Origin of the sequence: Puia dinghuensis, from assembly GCF_014642875.1 — a bacterium.
Classification (GTDB): Bacteria; Bacteroidota; Bacteroidia; order Chitinophagales; family Chitinophagaceae; genus Puia; species Puia dinghuensis.
In genome coordinates this window covers 152,123-171,282 of sequence record NZ_BMJC01000008.1, presented here as the reverse complement: position 1 = coordinate 171,282, position 19,160 = coordinate 152,123, and the positions used below count along the sequence as shown (strand labels likewise).

9 protein-coding genes are annotated in these 19,160 nt (G+C 55.6%); 2 read left to right on the top strand and 7 right to left on the bottom strand.

The window, feature by feature from the left end:
• Positions 1 to 4: 4 nt before the first annotated feature.
• The 3 genes from IEY39_RS28595 to IEY39_RS28585 form a co-directional block, all read right to left on the bottom strand.
• Positions 5 to 307 carry a DUF3817 domain-containing protein gene (locus IEY39_RS28595; RefSeq protein WP_188938075.1) on the bottom strand — a complete coding sequence of 101 codons (303 nt, stop codon included), beginning with the start codon at positions 305 to 307 and terminating at the stop codon, positions 5 to 7.
• Between the two features lie 3 nt (positions 308 to 310).
• Positions 311 to 724 carry a hypothetical protein gene (locus IEY39_RS28590; protein WP_188938073.1) on the bottom strand — a complete coding sequence of 138 codons (414 nt, stop codon included), beginning with the start codon at positions 722 to 724 and terminating at the stop codon, positions 311 to 313.
• 176 nt (positions 725 to 900) lie between these two features.
• The gene (locus tag IEY39_RS28585) at positions 901 to 1,842 is read right to left on the bottom strand and encodes a helix-turn-helix domain-containing protein (RefSeq protein WP_188938070.1); all 942 of its coding nucleotides are present in this window, start codon (positions 1,840 to 1,842) and stop codon (positions 901 to 903) included.
• Positions 1,843 to 1,993: 151 nt separating this feature from the next.
• Between IEY39_RS28585 and IEY39_RS28580 the strand changes: the two genes are divergently transcribed.
• Together IEY39_RS28580 and IEY39_RS28575 are read left to right on the top strand one after the other, a co-directional pair.
• On the top strand, positions 1,994 to 2,827 hold the full coding sequence (locus IEY39_RS28580; protein ID WP_188938069.1) for a hypothetical protein: 834 nt from the start codon (positions 1,994 to 1,996) through the stop codon (positions 2,825 to 2,827).
• A 276-nt stretch (positions 2,828 to 3,103) separates the two neighbouring features.
• Positions 3,104 to 3,412, top strand: coding sequence for a putative DNA binding domain-containing protein (locus tag IEY39_RS28575; RefSeq protein WP_188938067.1), 309 nt, complete (start codon positions 3,104 to 3,106; stop codon positions 3,410 to 3,412).
• Positions 3,413 to 3,628: 216 nt separating this feature from the next.
• Here the strand turns inward: IEY39_RS28575 and IEY39_RS28570 are convergent, their stop codons facing one another.
• From IEY39_RS28570 to IEY39_RS28555, 4 genes are all read right to left on the bottom strand, one after another.
• Positions 3,629 to 5,344 carry an amidohydrolase gene (locus IEY39_RS28570; RefSeq protein WP_188938066.1) on the bottom strand — a complete coding sequence of 572 codons (1,716 nt, stop codon included), beginning with the start codon at positions 5,342 to 5,344 and terminating at the stop codon, positions 3,629 to 3,631.
• A 78-nt stretch (positions 5,345 to 5,422) separates the two neighbouring features.
• Positions 5,423 to 8,710 (bottom strand): S41 family peptidase, encoded by a 3,288-nt coding sequence (locus IEY39_RS28565; protein ID WP_188938064.1) that lies wholly within the window; start codon positions 8,708 to 8,710, stop codon positions 5,423 to 5,425.
• A gap of 81 nt (positions 8,711 to 8,791) precedes the next feature.
• On the bottom strand, positions 8,792 to 9,223 hold the full coding sequence (locus tag IEY39_RS28560; RefSeq protein WP_188938062.1) for a hypothetical protein: 432 nt from the start codon (positions 9,221 to 9,223) through the stop codon (positions 8,792 to 8,794).
• The gene (locus IEY39_RS28555) at positions 9,207 to 19,148 is read right to left on the bottom strand and encodes a SpvB/TcaC N-terminal domain-containing protein (protein WP_188938061.1); all 9,942 of its coding nucleotides are present in this window, start codon (positions 19,146 to 19,148) and stop codon (positions 9,207 to 9,209) included. The genes IEY39_RS28560 and IEY39_RS28555 overlap by 17 nt, the downstream gene beginning before the upstream one ends.
• Positions 19,149 to 19,160: the final 12 nt, after the last annotated feature.

Here is a 19,160-nt window from a genome sequence, read left to right as displayed (position 1 = left end):
TTACTTACAATATACGCAAAACCGCCCGATCGATGTAGAACGTCCCAAACGGGATCATACACGCGACCAGCACCTTCCACGTCGTGGTTCTAAACTTCCACCCCTGCTCCACCCCCACCCGCAGCGCACCCAACACAAACAGCAAGAACAACATCCCGTGAATGGGGCCCAGCGTCTTCACCAGCGTAGGGTCGCGCCAGACATACTTCATCGGAACGGCTACAAACACAAGCACCAACAACGAAACTCCTTCGAGATAACCGAGCAGCCGCAGCCGCCCCAGCGGAGTGGTAAGATATTTTCGCATACATTAAAAAGTTCGGAAAAGGGGCCGCTGCGCCAAGGGGCTCCAGGGCCAGGGAATAAAAAGCAGGATGATCACCAGGGCCGCCACAAACCATCGCAACATCGTCATAAACTTCTCCCGATGGCTGGTCTTGCGTTTAGCCATAGCCGAACCGATGGTCACGACCGTCACTGCGATGATCATCCCGGTGATATGGATCAGCCGGAAACGATCGGCCACCGGGTTCTTTACAAAAAGCGTCATGCCAAGCACCAACTGTATATGCGCTATCGTCGCCGTCCAGTGCCGGAGGGTGTTATCGAAAGGGGTGAAACCGGCGGCCGCCCACATGCCCCGCGCCGATCGGGCAATGGACACCAGCAGTGCGGTCAGCACCATCCAGCGCCACCAGGAATGCAATAACAATAGGGTCATCATGCCGGCAAAGTTCCCCTGGCGCCGCCGCCCGCACTAGGACGGACTCCGCCCCTTTTAGGACTTTTCAATCATCTGGGCGTTCCCCTTCGGGTCGGGCCAGGAACGGCGGCAAGCCGTTCGGCCGAAGGCCAATCATTAGACTCGCTATAGTCCCAGTCGGGCTGCCGCTCCTGTCCCTAACGCAAACCCATTTTCTTCCGATACCCCACAGGCGTCATCCCTTCATACTTTTTGAACAACCGGCTAAAATAAGAAGCATCTTCGATCCCTACCGCTGCCGCCACCTCCCCCACCGGCAACGTCGTCTGCCCCAGCAAAACCTTTGCCTCGAGCAGGATGGCCTCATCGATGAATCGCGTCGGCGACTTCCCGGTAGCGGCCTTCACCACTTTATTCAAATGATTCGCCGTCACATGCAGCAGCGCGGCATAATCCGTCACTTGCTGCTTCGTGTTATGATATTCCTGTACCAGGCGGCGAAACTCCCCCGCGAGGGCAGCACTGGCCGTTGCCGGCGACTGTGGCTGGTACATCCGCGCCATCTCGCAAAGCAACGCAAGCAGATAGGACTGCAGCAGCGCCCCATTGGCGAGGCCGTTGCGGGAATAGTCGGCGTGCAGCCGTTTGAGCAACTGTCCCGCATAGCGCGTGCCCTCCTTATCCAGCTGCAGTCGCGGCTCGCTAAAAGGTTTCAGGAACCCGAACTCCTGGACGAACGGCGCCTTCCCAAACTTGCCCGGCAGGAAAGTATCATTAAAATGGAAGAGAAATCCCCTGTTGAACTTCGTCGTGTTATATTCTTCAAAAGAAAAGATCTGTCCCGCGGCAACGATCAGCATTTCATCTTTGTGGATGGTGTAGGTTTCGCTGCCCACTTTCATAAAAAGCTTCCCCGCCGTCAGATACATAATGGTGTGGTTCGTCGCCCGCGACGGCGGCACCGGCCGGTCGACATGGCGGTGCATCTCCTCCACCCGCACAATAAAGAACCGATCGGGGTCTCCCTTCAGCATCTCGCGAATCTCCGCCGCCGGCATGAACTTCGCCGTGAAGGTGCGGGTATCGTACAACTTTATCTTGCTGTTGCCTTTCATAATCAACCGCAAAATTAATGACATCAGGATTTATTTCCGCGTCAGCGATTTCTCTACCTTTGCTGTCTTGCCACTGTCTAGCCTCGCCTAAAATTGTGATCTATGACCCTCGAGAAAGTGACCCAGCTGCTACAGCAGGGCGAAGGCATTGAAATTGAATTCAAAACCTCAAGCCATGAGATCAATAATGTTCGTTTCTATTTTGTTCAACTTCATATCTCTGTTTGCTATTTGCCAAGAGCAAAATTATAGTTTAAGACCGCATGGTACATACCTAGTGGTCATTATGAACAAATCCGGAATATGTGTAGGTGCCGACTCTAGGTCTAGTAATATGGAGCATGGAGTTGGCACACCAGTATATGCATATATCGATAGCACGGAAAAGATATTTAGATATAAAAATATTTTTTTTCAGATTGGGGGTGCATCCGATTACACACACTATACTATTTTTGGTCTCTTTGATGAGTTTAAAAAGCACAATCAGAAAGCAGTGAACGTGCATACATATTGGCCAATCTTCTGCCAATACGCTAAAACAATCATGGGTGATAGTGAGTATAATACTTTTAAAAATGGGGTAGACTGTATTATATCCGGCTATGAAAATTCGAAGCCCTATGCCTATTTCTATAGCAGAGATCACAAGGATTCGATGACTAACGAAGGCTTTATATCAAGCAATCGTTTGGAAAATAAAAAGGTCAACCTTAAAAATTTCTTAGATACCGCTCATGTTGAATCCATGATAGCACTGATAAAGAGGATCATCAATATAGAGGCTAAATCTTATAAAAATGGTATATCGCCAATTGGCGGCCCATCATCGGTTGGTTATGTTACAAGGGAAGGGAAAATTTATGAAGATTTTCAAAAGAAACATTCACATAAGACAGTTTTAGAAGGGATGAAGGCAGCATTCAATGACGAAACTGACAGGGTTTATCGTTCACCCCAAGATTCAATAATTTTTAAAAACTCTATTAAGTACCACTATTTGCATTGATCATTTTTTTTGAATGGGGCAATACTATCAATCAGTTTCATAATTGCCTTACTGCAATCAGTGGTATTTGAAGGGTCAATGGGGTCCGGATTATAGTAGGTGGTCATCTTATCGATAGGATTTTTGAGGTTAGGGGATGGAGGTTTAGGTGCAAGAGTCGTAGCCGGTGATTTACGAAGGATTGAGTTGCCTTTATTCTTTGGGGCCTTGCATCCAATGATTGCTGCTGCCAACATCAAGACCATAACATATTTGCCGGCTGTATTCCAAGTTCTTTTGCCAGACAAATTCTACCTCGAAGGTCTCCATAGCATCAGCCTGAGAGACCGCCTGTTCCGCGAGGTAGTCTGCAATCTGCTCATCCATCGGGAATTCACCAACGCCTTCCCGGCCAAGCTGATCATTCAAAAAGACCAGGTCTATACCGAAAACTGGAGCCTCCCCCACGACTGGGGCCGTATCGATCCTGTCAACTTCGCCCCTTTCCCCAAAAATCCGGTTATCGCCCACTTTTTCAAAGAAATAGGTCGCGCCGACGAACTGGGCTCCGGCGTGCGTAATGTCTTCAGGTACAGCCCCGAGTAAACGCCGGGCGCCCTGCCACAACTTATTGAGGGTGATGTGTTTAAGACGGCCATACCGATAAAGCCCATCGAATCGGTTGGTGCAGGCGCCATAGGTAGTTGGGAATATGTTCGTAAGAGGTTGGGTGAAAAGTTCGGTGATGAGTTCGGGGAAAAGCTTAGTGAAACCAAATGGGAAATCCTGGAGATAATCTGGCAGGACAATTCCATTGGAAGATCAATAGCTAATCGGCCCGCCGTCATATACTACCTTCCCACCCACCAGCGTCATCGTCACCCGCACGGCCTTTATCTCGTCGGACGCGACTGCGGTTGGGTCTTTGTCCAGAACGACGAGGTCGGCCCACTGGCCGGCGACGATGCGCCCCTTTCGGTCTTCTTCGTGGGTCGTGTAGGCCCCGCCCACTGTGTAGGCCTTTATCGCTTCCTCCACACCGATGCGTTGCCCCTCCCCGATGATTACCCCGCTGCGCGCCCGGCGGTTGACGGCCCCATCCAGCCGGTGCATCGGATCATAGTGGCTGACGGGATAGTCGGAATGCATGGCCCAAACAATTCCCATATCCTCCGCGGTGCGGGTAGGCATGACACACTCTAATGTCCGGCCGGCGGCGGGGCTTCCGGAGGCGGCGGGGAGCGCGGGTCGATACACCAGCAACTGATCGCCCAGCTCGTTGGCATAGCTATGAAATACCGGGATAACACTGTCGCGGCGCACGCGCTCAAGAATGTCGCGTGTCGTAATGCTACAATGCTCGATGCGATGACGCATCCCCGGGCGCGGGTCGGACCGCTGCGCATGTTCGAAGGCCGTCAGCACCATCTCTATCTCCCGATCGCCATTGGAATGACAGGCCACCTGCAGGCCCGCATGGTGTATCCGGGCCACCAGGCTGTCGAGGGAGGCCTGGCTGCGCGCAGGCGGGATGCCATAATAATCTTTTTTGCCCGTGGCCGGGTTCATCGTATCGTAAGGCTCATGCAGCCAGCACGTCTTGCCGCTCAATGAATTACCGTGGAAGATCTTGACACCCTCGATCCGGAGATAGTCCGTGCTCAGCCGCGGGATCGCGCCCGACAACAGCTGGTCGAGATAGTCGACACCAATATAACAGTTGATCCGCAGAGGGAAGCCCTCCGCCCGCAGCTTCTGATAGATGGAAACTTTCGCGGGCGTCGTCCAGCAGTCGCCGATGCTCGTTACGCCGTGCGCCAGCAACTCGCCAAAATAACGCTGGTATCCCGCCAGCTCCTCCGCCTCCGTGGGCTTTGGTGTCGCTACTGCCCGCTCGGTATGCAGCAGCCGGTGCGCCGACTCTTTAATAATGCCATCGGGTTCGCCGTCCGGGTCACGTTCAAGGGCGCCCCCTGGCGGATCGGCGGTATGGCGATCGATCCCACTCAGCCGCAACAGGTAGGAGTTCACCGCACATAAATGTCCGCTTAAATGAGAGATCAGTATCGGATCATCGACCGAAGCCTTGTCCAGCCACTGGCGTGTAGGCTGTCCGCCGAGCATCACTTCATTGTAGCCGCGCCCCTGTATCAACATCCCCTTTGGCATGATGGCCGCCTTTCGCTTCAACAACGCAATGAGGCTCGCCATCGAACGCACCGTATCCAGCTTCACCACGGCATAAGGCTGGTCCCAGGTGTACACCGGTGCGGGATGCTGATGCACATCATTGAAACCCGGCACCACCGTCTGGCCATGGAGATCGATGACCCGCGTCGCCGGGCCCACCAACTTCCTCACCGCCGCATCATCGCCCACCGCCACTATGGACCCGCCCGCTATCGCCACGGCCTGCGCCCTTTCCCCAGCCACCCGCAACGTAATAATGTTGCCATTGGTCAGCACTAGGTCGGCCTGCTGCGCCTGAAGACCGCCCGCCGGCGCCGTCAGCGCCATCAACAAAAGAATCCATCGCATAGCGTACTATTTCCGGCATAGTTACACCGGAAATATTACCCCAATATTAGCCAATGATTAGAGAACCCATACGTGAGATTAGAACGCATACTTGAACCCCTTATCCGGATGCGGCGGCACCTTCACCGGCGGCACCGGCTCCGCCGCAATTTGCTTCTGCAAATACTCCACCGCTGCTTCCAATTGCGCATCCTTACCTTTATACGTCGCAAAAGGCAAATTGTCCACCGTGATATCCGGGTCGACCCCATGCCCCTCGATGAGCCATTTGCCCTCGGGACCAAACACCCCCAGCTCGGCCGCACTCGCAATACCGTTATCGACAAGGCGGTTGTCCATCGACAGCCAGATCTCGCCACCCCAGGTGCGCATCCCGATCACCTTCCCCAGCCCAAGCCGGCGGAACCCCTCCGTAACGGCCTCCCCATCGGAAGCAGTCACCTGGTCGCAGAGGATCACCATATGACCGCGAAAAGCGAACGGCATATTCCAGAAAGGCCCGCCGCTGCGGCCCTGCCAGTACATCCAGGCCTTGCGTAACAGCTTCTCCAACACCCAACTGTCGATATTCCCCCCGAAGTTGTGCCGGACATCGATGATCAGCCCCTTCCGGTTGAACACAGGATAGAACTGCTTCACAAAATCATCCATATCCCCGCCACCCATCGCCCGCAGGTGCACATATCCAATGTCGTTATGTCCCAGGCTATCTGTCCGGATGCGTCGCGACAACTCCCATTCGCCATAGCGCAGGTTGTAGTCGGCCCCCGCGCCGAAAGGCCGCACCACTTCTTCATAAGGCCGCCCCGACTTATCCAGCAGGTTCAGCTTCACCGGTATATTCACCTTGTCGGCCAGCAGCACGGAGATATCCGCTACCTCGCTCAACGGAGTATTGTTGACGGCCGTAATGATATCGCCCTCCCTGATATGCAGTTCGGGACGCAGCAGCGGCGACGTCACCTCGGGATAATCCGGATCGCTTCGGTAAATATGATCGATGACCACGCCACGCCCGTCTTTCTTCAGCACCGCTCCAAGGAAACCCGTCGCTATCTGGTCGGGAGAGGTTCGTTTGTCGCCTCCGAACACAAACGTATGCAGGGCCGACAGCTCCCCCACCATCTGCGAAAGCAGGTCGTCCAGCTCATACCTATCGGTGAGCCGCGGCACCAGCGGCTCATAACGTTGCCGGGCAGCCGCCCAATCCACTTTATGCAGATCGCGGTCGTAGAAATAGTCACGCATCATCCGCCAGGCATCGGCGAACATTTCCTTCCAGTCTTCCACCGGGTCGACAATAAAGCTCCAGTTATCCAGTACCACCTTGTCCTTCTCGACATCTATCTTCTGGCCACCCGCCTCGCCCACCGCCATCGTATGGTTGTGGAAATTCACCAGCAGTTTCTTTTTGTTGGCTGACAGCATAAACTCGCCCACACCCGCGGCGATCTCTACGGGTTCATATTTCTTGTCTTCTTTTATCTTCAACGCCAGCAGCTTCGCACCATCGGGATTGCCCGCCGGCCCATGATCCAGCCAGTACAGCCAGCCGTCCGCGGCCACCAGATCGCTGAGGTTGCCACTCTTCACCGGCAATGGATACAACATCGTCTGCAGCCTGTCCCAATCATACTCCCGAACCACCGGCTGAGTCTTCTTCGCCGCACCGCCGCCACCACTCCGCCCCGTCCCGCCGCCATGCGCCGTCCCTTCATCGCCCCGCAACGCCGGGTTGAACAGCGAATCCGTCAACCAGGAATCCGTCTTCAGAAAAGGAAATTTCGCCGCGGGATCCAGCGGCATCGCATAGAAATTATCGGTCTCCGTATAATAGGGCTCCGGCTGGCGCGCCCCCCAGGGCGCCCTGACCACGGTATGCAAATTCCGCTGGGAGATGAAGAACAACCAATTACTGTCCTTCGACCAGGCCGGGCTATAACTATTCAGTCTTTCCGTCGTCACCGGGCGCATGGTCATCGTCCGGGTATCGACAAGGCATATCTGGTCATTCTGATTCTCGAGGTTCCGGTTGAAATGCAGGAAACGTCCGTCGGGGCTCCAACCCGCATCGCCAACCCCGCCATAGGCGTCGCCGTATTCATACTTCACCGCACCCGAACCCGTTTCGATGATCCGTAACACATCGTTCCTGTCGTCATAAGCGATGTACTTCCCGTCAGGGGAGACGGCAAAACTCCTGATCATCGTCTTACTCCCTTTCGTCAGCTGCTTTGCGGGCTCGCTGCCGTCGGCATTCACACTCCAGATCTCATACTCCCCGCTTTCGTCGGAGAGCAGCGCGAGACTCCTGTCGTTGATGAAATGCACGATCTTGCACCGGATGCCGCTGCGGCGGTTGATCTCTACCCAGCGATCACTCTTGGCCGGGGAGACGAAGACCCTGCCGCGGCTGATCAACGCCACATAATTTCCGTTGGGTGAGAGGACGCTGTAGGTAATGGAGTTCACCGGGCTTTTTATCCACCGGGGTTTGCGCTGGTCGAAGTCGGATTGCAGCCGGACATCGAGCATCTTCTCTGCGCCTGCCGCGGCATCGTATAGCCACAGATCGGCGCCCTTCTGATAGACAATAGTACTGGCGTAGATGGAAGGCGACTGAAGGTCCCAGCCCTTGGAGAAGGTATGCTGCTTCAGGTCTTTGCCGCTGGGGTCCATCGACCAGAGATTCATCGTCCCGTCGCGATCGGAAACAAAATAGATCCGGTTGTTATACAACATCGGCCGCGTGCTGGTCCCGTCGAAGTCGCAGGTGAGGCAAGTGGCTTCACTCTTCCCGTCGAACCGCCATATCTGCTCTATCGTTCCTCCCTTGTAGCGTTTCGTCTGGCTGCCCTGGAAAGGCCATCTTGTAAAGTACAGTACCCCCGCAGCATCATAACAACCGTCGGAACCCTCCGCCAGCGGCAGGGGTTCGCGCGTCAGCGTTGCCGGATCAAGGCGGACCAGCTGCGGCGAAGGCAACTCGTTGTATCGCTGGGTGCGATAGACCACCTTCCCATCGGGCGTAAAACAGGTGGCCCGCGAGCCGTCAAAGTCATAGGTCAGCCGCCTGGGCACCCCGCCGTCGATATCCATACAATACAACTCGAAAACACCTTCGTACTGACCCGTAAAAAAGAGCGTCTTCCCATCCGGCGAGATCAGCGGATGATCCTCCAATCCCTCGTGCGACGTCAATCGTAGCGTCATCCCCGTGGAAATGTCGTACTTCCAGAGGTCGCCTTCGGCCGTAAAAACGACGGTATTCTTGTAGATCGCCGGCGTGCGATAATACCCCTTTTGCTGGGCGGACAAAAGCCAGGGGGATAAGAGCATAACTGCGGTAAATAGTCGGGGTAGCATGGCATTGGTTTAATGTACCCGGAATATAGTCGAAATCCCGGTAATCACCGCCACCATTGGTCAAATCACCACCACCACTGGTCAAAATCCCGCCACTTTCCGCCCCAGCAACAACGGGCTCAAAAACGTCGCCGCCACCAGGATATAGAAAAAATCACTGGAAAAATAGTCGAAGGTATCCGGCAATAGTACACTATACACCAGCGAGATCGCTACATACAAGCCGCAGTTGGCAACCGCGGCCTGCAATGTCCGCCGCTTCCACTTCACGAGCCTCATAAAAAGGTAGAAGGGCACAAAATAAATGGCATAGTAGAACATAAACCTCACCATATTTATCTGCAGGGCGTCCCTCACCGCATTGCCGAGATGCCAGCTATCCACCCGCCTTGGCGGGATCAATAGTTCCCCTTCGAAGCATACGATGCAAATGATGGTCTCTATCACCATTAATAAGATGGTGTACAATATATACCGGATCACCGATAGAACAACGCTATTTTTTCTTGTCATATAACTGGTCGATCATTAGCTGACCCAATTTCACCCTATCATTATAATTGGCGAAGTTGAAGGTCTTACCATCGTTGAAATAATCGTGCATCACCTTGCGGATAGCGGATGGTGCGAGCCGGGCCCCCATCGAACCGTTTATCGAGCTTATAATGCTATTCATATTCGCATTCGGGTTATCCTTGTGATACTGCCCGATAAAATCCTGCACCTTCGTCTGCTCGAACTGAACAAGCGCATAGTCGAGGGCTTTCCCGCTCAGGCCTTTCAGCGATACCTTCGCCCCGTTGGCATCTATAAAGGTCTTGTCCAGGTTGCCCGCCATCAGCTGCCGCGCGTTGTCCATATTATGCGCGAACAGATATTTGTTCCCCTGACTCAGGAATGACGCCGCTTCATCCGTCAAAAATCCGTAGTGGACAAATTCGGCAGCGCCAACTGCATTTATTTGTGTCACCGTTGCGGCGGCATCGAACCATTTGCTCTTTCCCGACAACTGCTTGTCCGCCCATTGATAGTATTCATTTCTCTGGCTGATGTTCTCGTATGCCCAGGCATTGCCATGCGACGTATTGAAGACCGCAGCCTTCGAGAAGCTTTGGGCATCGGTGTATCCACCATTGTCCGTTATGATGAAATACCACTGACTGGGTTTCAGCTTGGGCCAACCCGAGGTGCTGCCAAAAAATCCGAACATCACCGGCACCGGCTCCCTGCCATCCGGATCACTCGCCAGCACGGGATTATTACCCATGGCGGCATACGGTGACCATTGCGGATACTTACCAGCCGACGGGTCGACACTCTCCCAGATGCTCGTCCGGGGATTATAATACCGCGCACCGTAATAGTATAGCCCCGTCTCCTCATCCAGCTCCTTGCCATTGAAAAGATACGGTATCACATCCGTATTGCTGTGCTCGTCCACAAACGTCTCGCCAAAGGCAAAATACTCCAGGTGCTGGTATACCTCCCCGCTGCCATCGGTGACGTAACTGGTACTACCCAGATGGTCGGGATGGTAAAAATACAGAAAATCTCCACCCACGCTGCCTGTGCCGCTGCCGCCATTTTTATTACGCCCGTAGGCATAGTGATTGCCGTTATTATTCGGGTTGGCATTGGCCCAGGGAGTACCACCGCTGGTCCCGCTGCCGGCCACCCCTGACGCGCCCCGCGCATTCGGGCCGGTGACACCCGACCCCGCACTGTCATTCCCCTGCAACGCCTGCTCGTCATGGACGATCGCCTGGATCATCAGCTTTTCTTTCTTGCCGTAAGGAATACTATCGCCGGCGTCCGGGGCAACGACCTGCTGGTTCCAGCCATGTTCGAGCCGGGTAGCAATGCGTTGGGTTCCGATGAAGTAGTGATTGGAGTATTCCCCGCTCTTCACCACCACGTACGGGTTGACATATACCGTGAAATTGCCTATCCCGCCCGAACTGCCGCTCAGTGCACCATTGACGTATACGGCCTGGCCGTCGCCCTTACCCTTCAGGATCCTTTCCCCGGCAGCATCATAGACATAACTGTTGAGCTGACCATTCACCGACACACTCCTTAGCCGGTTCTCTTCATCCCAGATCATTTTCTGCCGCTGGCCCGTCTTGTCATCGGTCCACCCGGTCTGGTTGCCGTCGGCGTCATACGTGTACGTCTGGTTGCCGATATGCGTGGCGGTATGCACCTGCTTTGCGTCATAAGTATAGGACCAGTCATAAGTAGTCTTCTTTTGCGGGAGCCAGTTGTTCCCATTGGGGCTCTTATCGTTGGTCTGTGTCTTGCGCGTGATGCTGCCGACCGTATTGTACTCCATCGTCAGGCTGTAACGATCCGCCTCATGCGGGCCCTTGAAGGAGCCGGCAGCCGTCGTCAGCCGGTACAGATCGTCGTACGTATAGCTGTACTCAGCCGCCCCACCCATCAGGTTGCTGGCCGGGACCGGGGCATTATTGACAAGGCTAAGCACATTGTCCATCTTGTCATAGCCATAGGTATTGTCCATCATACGCCTTCCATTGCCCGTCGTCGCCACCAGGTTCTGCAACCTCCGGCGAAGCGGTTCATACGTATAATTGGTTTGAGTGCCATTTCCATATCCCATGAATACCCGGGATTCGAACTTATCATAACCCAGCTGTTGTACATAGTTGGTCACCTGTCCTTGCCGGTTACCGGCCATCGACAGCAGCAACCCGCCCAGGTTATAGGTATAGCTCACCACTTCACTGTCCGGGTAGATGATGGAGGTAAGCCGGTTCCAGGTGTCGTAGTTCCATTGCGTTACATAGGTTTGCTGGCCATGTCCCGGGATCACGATCGTCCGGTCATCCTTGACGGTCTCACCCAACGGTCCGTAGAAAAATTCCTGCGCCCCCGCACCGTCCTCCTGGACAACTACCTTGCCCGCGCGATTGAAAGCAGCCCCCGCCGCGCCATACGTATAGTGAACATTGTTCTCGGGATGATGCGGAAAAGAAATATCCGTTACCCTGTTGAAATCATACGTGTACGTAATGGCCGTACTGTCCTGCCGGAGATTGGCGGTAACCATCTTCGTCAGATTGCCCGCAAGGTCATACGTATACTGGGTGATGCCTTCATCCGGATGTGTCTGACCTATCCGCCGGCCCAACATATCGTATTGCGTAGAGCTGGTGGCGCCAATATCATCGGTAGCGGTCAACTGCTGGTTCATGGCGTCGTAGGTGAAGCTGGTCCACACATCGCCCTTAGAGGTATAGTTCTTATGCGCCGTGATCAGCCCGCGCACATTGGTAAATTGCTCGAGGATATTTCCGTTCGCATCCTGCGTCTTGGTGCTAAACTGGGGTTGTTGCAAGCGATCGCTGCCAAATCCATAGGTATACTGGGTCGATGATGCGTCCGGCATGGTTGAGGTCAGCACGCGGTTCATCACATCGAACGTCGTCAGCGTAGGGTTGATATTGTCGAAAGCCGCATCGAATACGCTATCACTACCCTTGTCTTCTATTGTTGGATAATAAGCAGCCTGCTGCCGCCCAAGGCCATCGAATAGCAGCCGGCCGGAAACGATCATTTGTTCTTTATCGGCATTTCCCTTATTCTGGAAAATAGCCGCATCTTTCTTGGTTTGCAGCATTCGGGCCAGACCATCCATGAATGTCACCGTCTCGAGGTCGTTACCCGGATGAGCAGGGTCATAATGCGCGGTATGCGCCCACGGTACGGCCGACCCCGGGTGGTAGTCGAAACGGATGGTATAAGGCACCCCGGCAGCCAATTCATACGGACCGGTTATCTGTGTCACCCGGCCAAGGTCGTCCAGCACATAGTGCATGCTGTTATTGTTCAGATCCACCGTACTCAACGGATGCCCAAACCGGTAGTCATACGTCGACTGCGAGCTATACCCATAGCTATTGCTTGCTTTGACGATATATTGATGAACCTGGTCGTCGAAAACATAATTCTCCTGGAGGCGCTGCCCTTTGGCATTGGGCGCCCCCGTGATCGTCATCAGGTTTCCGTACTGGTCGTAGCCTATGTCATTCACCGCGACAGTGCCGTCCTGCAGATACGCCCTGATCTCCGTCACATCACCCGTCTGGGTATCGATGGTACTCTCCCGTTTCCGGTAAGTAGTGCCCCCACCCCCGCCGGTTACGACGATAGATTTCGCGGAACCGACTATATATTTATCCGTGATATTGTAATAAGTAACAGCGGCACTGATATCATCACCCGATGGGGCGTCCCCAAAATCGGTATATTGGATGACGTTGCCCTTTGTATCATACCCATACGTGAAATAGGTCGTCTTGCCCGGATTGGGCTGGCCTTCGTAAAACAGATGATCTGTCCGGCTCAGCGCTACAAAGGCCGCTCCGGCGTCATTGGTCTTATAAGAGTCCGGGAGTACGGTGCCCGAAGTGATATCATGCAATTCGTAGGTATTGTCCGTCTCCGTATACTTCTTGCCGTCACCACTCTGCAACAGCTGGGAGAGGGCCATGCCCTTTGTATAGAAGTTGTCGTTGGCAAACGTTTCCGTCGCCATCGAATAAACAGCATTGTTGTGCGCGGCGTCGTGGCTGCTGGTCTGCACCGTCCGGAATCCAAAAAAATCGCGTTCATCGCGGTCGAAATGCCCGCCCGAATAGCCAAAGGTCGTCATCAGCGTATCCGGTCCATCGCCTTTGAACCCGTCGAATACCTTGACGGAAGCGAGCGTCCATACGCTGTTGGGCATATCGAAGGTATTGCCCACCCGCTGGTAGTCCAGGGCGAATACCGCACCCATCGGGCGGTTCACGGTACGAAGCAGGTTCGTGCGACCGATGGTCGACAAGGACACCGTCAGGTTATCATCCTTGGTCGAACTGACATAATCCGGATAGCCATCACCATTTATATCCTGCATCTTGATCAGCTCCCGGGCCATTCCGTCACCGATGTTGGCGCTCGGGTTCACCGTGAATTTGAGCCCGAAGAGGGTAAAACCTACCGTGAAGGCAAGATTGCCTGATTCCGACGTGCTGCTGTTGGTACTTATCGCCGCGGCGCCCGTCCAGGTGAGCACATCCGTGCTAAACCCATTGCCGGTGTTGAGCCGCACCTGCAGCGCCTGCGATCCGCCGATGCCCGGCGCCACCGTCACCAGGTCGGGCAGGCCATCGCCGTTCATATCCTGCAACGAGAGGTTCGAGGCATTGTCGCTGCGGGAGAGACTAACCCCAACCGAGATACTGTTCTGCGCCCAATTGAATCCCAGCCCCACGCCGCCGCTGAACGAATTGCTGCTGCCCTGCTGTATCTGGTCGAAACCCCAGTCCTCCCCTGGCGCGAATCCATAGCCAAGATTGAGGGAAACCAGATGAGTCGACTGATCGACGCGGTCGGGCAAGCCGTCACCATTCATGTCCACGTAGAGGAAACCGGCTTGATTGGAACCTACATTTACTCCTGCATTGCCTGTGACACTTATCTTGCCCGAACCCGCGTTGGTCGTAGCAGTGCCGGCGTCGACCTGCTGCTCGCCATCAGGGCTGCTACGGAAAATAGACATAGGGATATAGGCCGAGCCGGTGAGCGCCACTCCATTCACCGTTGCGTCCGTCTGCTGGATGGGGCCATTCGACACCGTGCGGTTCGACAAACCGCCGCGGGCATCGGTATATTGGATCAACTGTTCGCCCACTACGTCCGGGTAGTGGTCGCCATTCATGTCCATAAAATCTGTAAGACTCTTCGAGGTGCTGCTGGAATGGCTGCCGCTTGCCCCCGCGAAGCCGACATTGGCGCTAAGCGTATATGCGGTGGTCGTTACTTTGCTTACTTTGTCAACACCCGGTGAACCCGTTCCGCCGCCGCCGGTATTAATCGTCAGCAGACTCACATCCTTGGCTCCCATCCGGCTGCTGCTCATATTGGCGCCCTTGACGAATACTTCCCGATCGTAGCCGGCCCAGCGCTGCTGATTGCCATTCGCCACGAGGATGATAAACCGATCGGCCTTGGGATCATAGGCCTGTGAAGCCGTCAGTTGGTTGCCGTCCTGCTGCGAGAGCGCTGTAGGGTCCACATTCGCCTTCTGCGCGATCTGGTCACTCGGCTTCAGCAGGGTCTCGTCGATGGGCTGCGTCGCATAGCTGCGATTGCCATTCCATGCAAACTGTCCCCAGCCGCGGTAGAAGCTGCCGAAAATAATATCTTCTTCCTTGCCGTTTTTCGGCACGCCCGACCAAAGACCCGCGGGCGCCGAACCGTTCAGATCTCCGCTCAGCGTGGCCGTAGCCGACGTAATAGCCGCAGCCAGGCCATTATCCGCCACATGATAGTCAACATACAGCTGATCTCCATTATGCACCCCTATATTCAATGCATAGTTCCCCGATTGCACGATCCCATTCTGCACCGGCATCGCCACCTCGCCAAGCAGTTTGCCCGGCTCCTTCACTGAGAAGATGATCGTCCCTGTGCCACTACCGCCCGCGAGCAGCGTCGGGTCTATCGCGAGCTGTGGCGTCACGGTGATAGTATGCAACGCCGCATCGCCAAACACTACACTATACGGCAGGCTCGGCTGCAAGCCATTGGCAAGGATGGAATAGTTGGGCACCGCAGCCGACGAGATGGTTGTCTTCGTCAGGTCGATGGTTGGATCTGCGGCGCTGGTAAAGGTCATCACCGGCTGCCAGGATACATTCGCCCAGTCGACATTGGTGGGCGATGTCACCAGGAAACTATATTGACTGCTATTGGTTACTGCAATATTATCCAGCGAGATCGTCGTATTCACCGCCTGGTCCTTCGCATAGGTCTGCTGCCAGATGGTCGTCGTGGTCCCCGAACTTGTCTGTTGGATCATCAGCGTCACGTCATCGGTGGTCACCGGTTTGACGAAGGGACCGCCGATGTGCACCGTCCCGTTGATAGGCGGCGTCAGCGTCTGCGCACTGCTCAAAACAAAATCTTTGGCCGCATCGAAATGATACAGCGTCTTGCCATTGGCATCGGCCACGCTCAGGTCCTGGCCCACATAATCGATCACCGGCGCCCAGTTGACGGAATCATAGGAGCCATTCTCGATCGACCCTACCCGGAAATAGATTCGATCACCTTTCTGCACCGAAAGGCCGCTGAGCCCCGTGGGCTGATGGACGGAATAGTCGTCCGGCCCGATGTTCTGGGTCCAGATCTCGCTGCCCCTCAACTGCACGGCTACGCGCACCCCGTCCGCCGGCGTACTCGCCCGCTCCGGATCGTTGGAAGGCAACAGCTGCACCGGCGCCGTCACATTGATGGTCCCGCTATAAGGCGCCTGCCACATCCGCACAACGTCCTGCAGGGGATTATTGTCGATAGCCTGCTGGCGATCGTTCTCTGCCTCGGTGGGATCGATGAGATTCTGGCTGATCGTCACCCCGGCAAAAATGGGGCTGGGTGTCCCCACGCTGGTTGGGGTGAAGGTGATCTGGCCGGTTGTCGTGTCGATATGATTGAAATACACCTGCCCGTCCTTGACGATATCGGGCAGCTGGTCGCCATTGGCCTCGGTAAAATAAATGGTCGTCTTATTGTTCGTCCAGGTTGCGTTGGCCCCTGCCATCAACGCCGAGAACGCCACGGCTTCCAGACCCACTGTATAGCCGGTGGATTTATCCTTCTGAAAGACATTGATGCCATTGATGGCGATCTTATCCCCGAAGGTCGTCTTTCCCGTGGTGCCCGACTGGTTCGGCCGGTAATACAGGGTATTGCTGCCACCATCCAGGAACAGCTTATCAGGCAGGCCGTCGCCGTTGATATCGACCATCGCCAGCAGGCCATTACTCTGCGACTGTGAATAGCTGAACGAGCCGCCGACGGAGTTGAGCTTGTCGGTCGGGCTGCCAAAACCTACCGAGATGGTAACGCCCCCGGTGAAGTCGGTATTGGCCGTTCCGCTGAGGGCCGAGGCTTCATCGGTAAACCCGCTGAGATGCGTCAGCATTCCCCCATGAACGTTGTCCGCGTTCGTTACCCAAGGCTGGGCCGTAGCCAGCGGCGCCAGGGTTCCGCCGGAAGCCACATCCTTATAATAATCGAACGTGTGCTGGTTGAAGAAATTCCCACTGGCATCGAATTGACTTATGCCTGCCAGCAGGGTCTTATAAAATGCTCCTTGCGTATAATTAAGTTCATAATGCCGGATATCCGTCCCATCCAGCTGGACGTCGATGCGCCGCAGCAGATCGGCCGTCACTTCCTTGAAACCGTTGAGCCCCGTGATGCCCACATCCTTGCGGGTCGTATGCCCGTCTACATCGCGATCGCGGCCGAAGAGCACACTGTAGCGGCCCTCCGTCCCATTGTACCCCGTATAGGTGATCTTGCTCAGGTACAGCTGTATGCCCATCACCGTGCTGTTGCTGACGCCCGGGTCACTCACCTTGGTATAGAAATAATGAATAAAGTTGCCGTGCAGGTCGAGCTCCTCTCTTAATGCCCAGTGGGCGATATTGCCGTTGGCGTCGCTTAGCGTGCTGGCCGCATCCACGCCTGTGGAAGGATCGCCGCCATAAAAAAATCTTGTCCCTTCCTTGTCGGTCACCTCCCACCAATAAGTCTGCGGGCTGTTGCCATGGCGGATGATCTTATCGAAGGCAGCTTCTACCCGCGGGTAGAATTGTTTTTCAGCCGATCGGGCAACGAGGTCGCCGCGGTGCGCGACGGGACTCAACTGGCCGCCACTCAGCGTATAGGTCTCGGTCTCATTTTGCGCATCGAATCTCGGTGCGCCCCAACGCGTCTCGATGCCTACGCAAGGCACGGAAAGGTCCCAGCCCATGCCCAACCAGCCGTCCCCACCCGCACTGTTATAGCTTATCGCCAGCTGTGGCTGCAACCCATGCCGTCCCGCGGGGATCTCTATCGGATAGCCCAAAGAAGCATTTCCCATGGCATTCGCCCTGGGCGGAGCGATGAGGTTGACAGCCGCACTCGGATCGGCCGCCTTTATCCCTTTCATCGAATTCGAATTATAGGCATCCACCTGGGGCGACTCGGGAACCTTGATGATCCCGTTGATCATGTCGGTAAAATGCCCGGTGCGCGACCAAACAACACCCACCCCGGCCTTAGCTCCCGCACCTGCCCGTGCCGCCGCTCCCTCCCCAGCCGCCTCCCCGGTCGCCTCCCCGGCCACCGCTGCCGCCCGTGCCGCTACACTGTCCCGGGCCAGCGCCACCCAATGGCCCTTCTTCTCATCGAAATAATAGGTTCGGATATCCTTTGCCGTATACCCATCGGGGATCAACGTCGAATCATAGTCCAGGCTCAGCCGGGCGTCATGCGCAAAAAGATGTCCATGCGGCAGGAAACGGAATCCTCCGCCGCCAGCCGTGACGTTCACCATTCCCTGATCCAGCGCCGGCAGATCGACGGTCCGCAGCGCGGTAACACTCACCGTCGCGGCGGCCTGCAACGCGTTTTTGGGAATACTGATACTCGCGCCACCCACAGCCAGCACCGCTGCCTGGCCCGCGCCAACCCATCGATGCGTACTTACTACAGCGCCCGCGATATCATATTGATAATCCGCCTTCTCCTCCCCCGCGAACCGCACCACCCGCTGCTCCTTTCTTCCATCGGGATATTCCACTTCGATGGTCGACTGCCAACCCCCGGCCGAATCGGCCGGCAGCCAACCTCCCGCCGAACCGCCTGGCCTCAAACTCCCGCCCAAGCCGGCCGGCCGCTGCACTATCGCCTCGAAAGCCCCTTTCCATACCCGCGCAGCCTTCCCGTCGATGGTCACTTTCGCCATCTGCCTGCCTGCGCCCGTAACAAACCCTTCGACATATCCCTTGTCCGCATACCGCGGCAGCGACCCCTGCTGCATCGCCCCCCGCGACAGTCCCCCCCGCGACAATGCCCCCTGCGACAGCACTACCGCCTCCGCGGCGCCCGGCGCCGCCACTTCGATGGCGAGGTTCTTCACTTTATAACCATAAGCCGCACCCGCAGGCAGGCCGAATCGGATGACGTTGTCCCCCTGGCGTAGCCAGGAAGCACTGACCCGTTCGCGCTGATGCTCCCAGCCACTCCGCTTGCGCACAAAATAGCCGCCGGCAGCTAACTGGTCGTTGATGCTCCGGCTCACGGCCGTATAATCCTGAACGCCGTCAAGGTCATAGGACAGCCACACCCGTTCGTTGCCCTTCAACGGCGCAGCCAAATACACATGAAAAAGATTGTCCGCCGGGTTGTCCGCCTCACCGGTGACGCCGACGCCGATGACACCCGCCTGCTGCGGAGAAGAATGAATTCGCGTCGCCGGGTCATGCCGCCGGTTCTTGCCGCTATACGCCTTATCACCCGGTGCCTTGGCATATACATGGAGACAAATGGAAAGAATAAGAAAGAGGACTGTACCTTTTGTAAAAGTCGTTCTCATGGGATATGGATT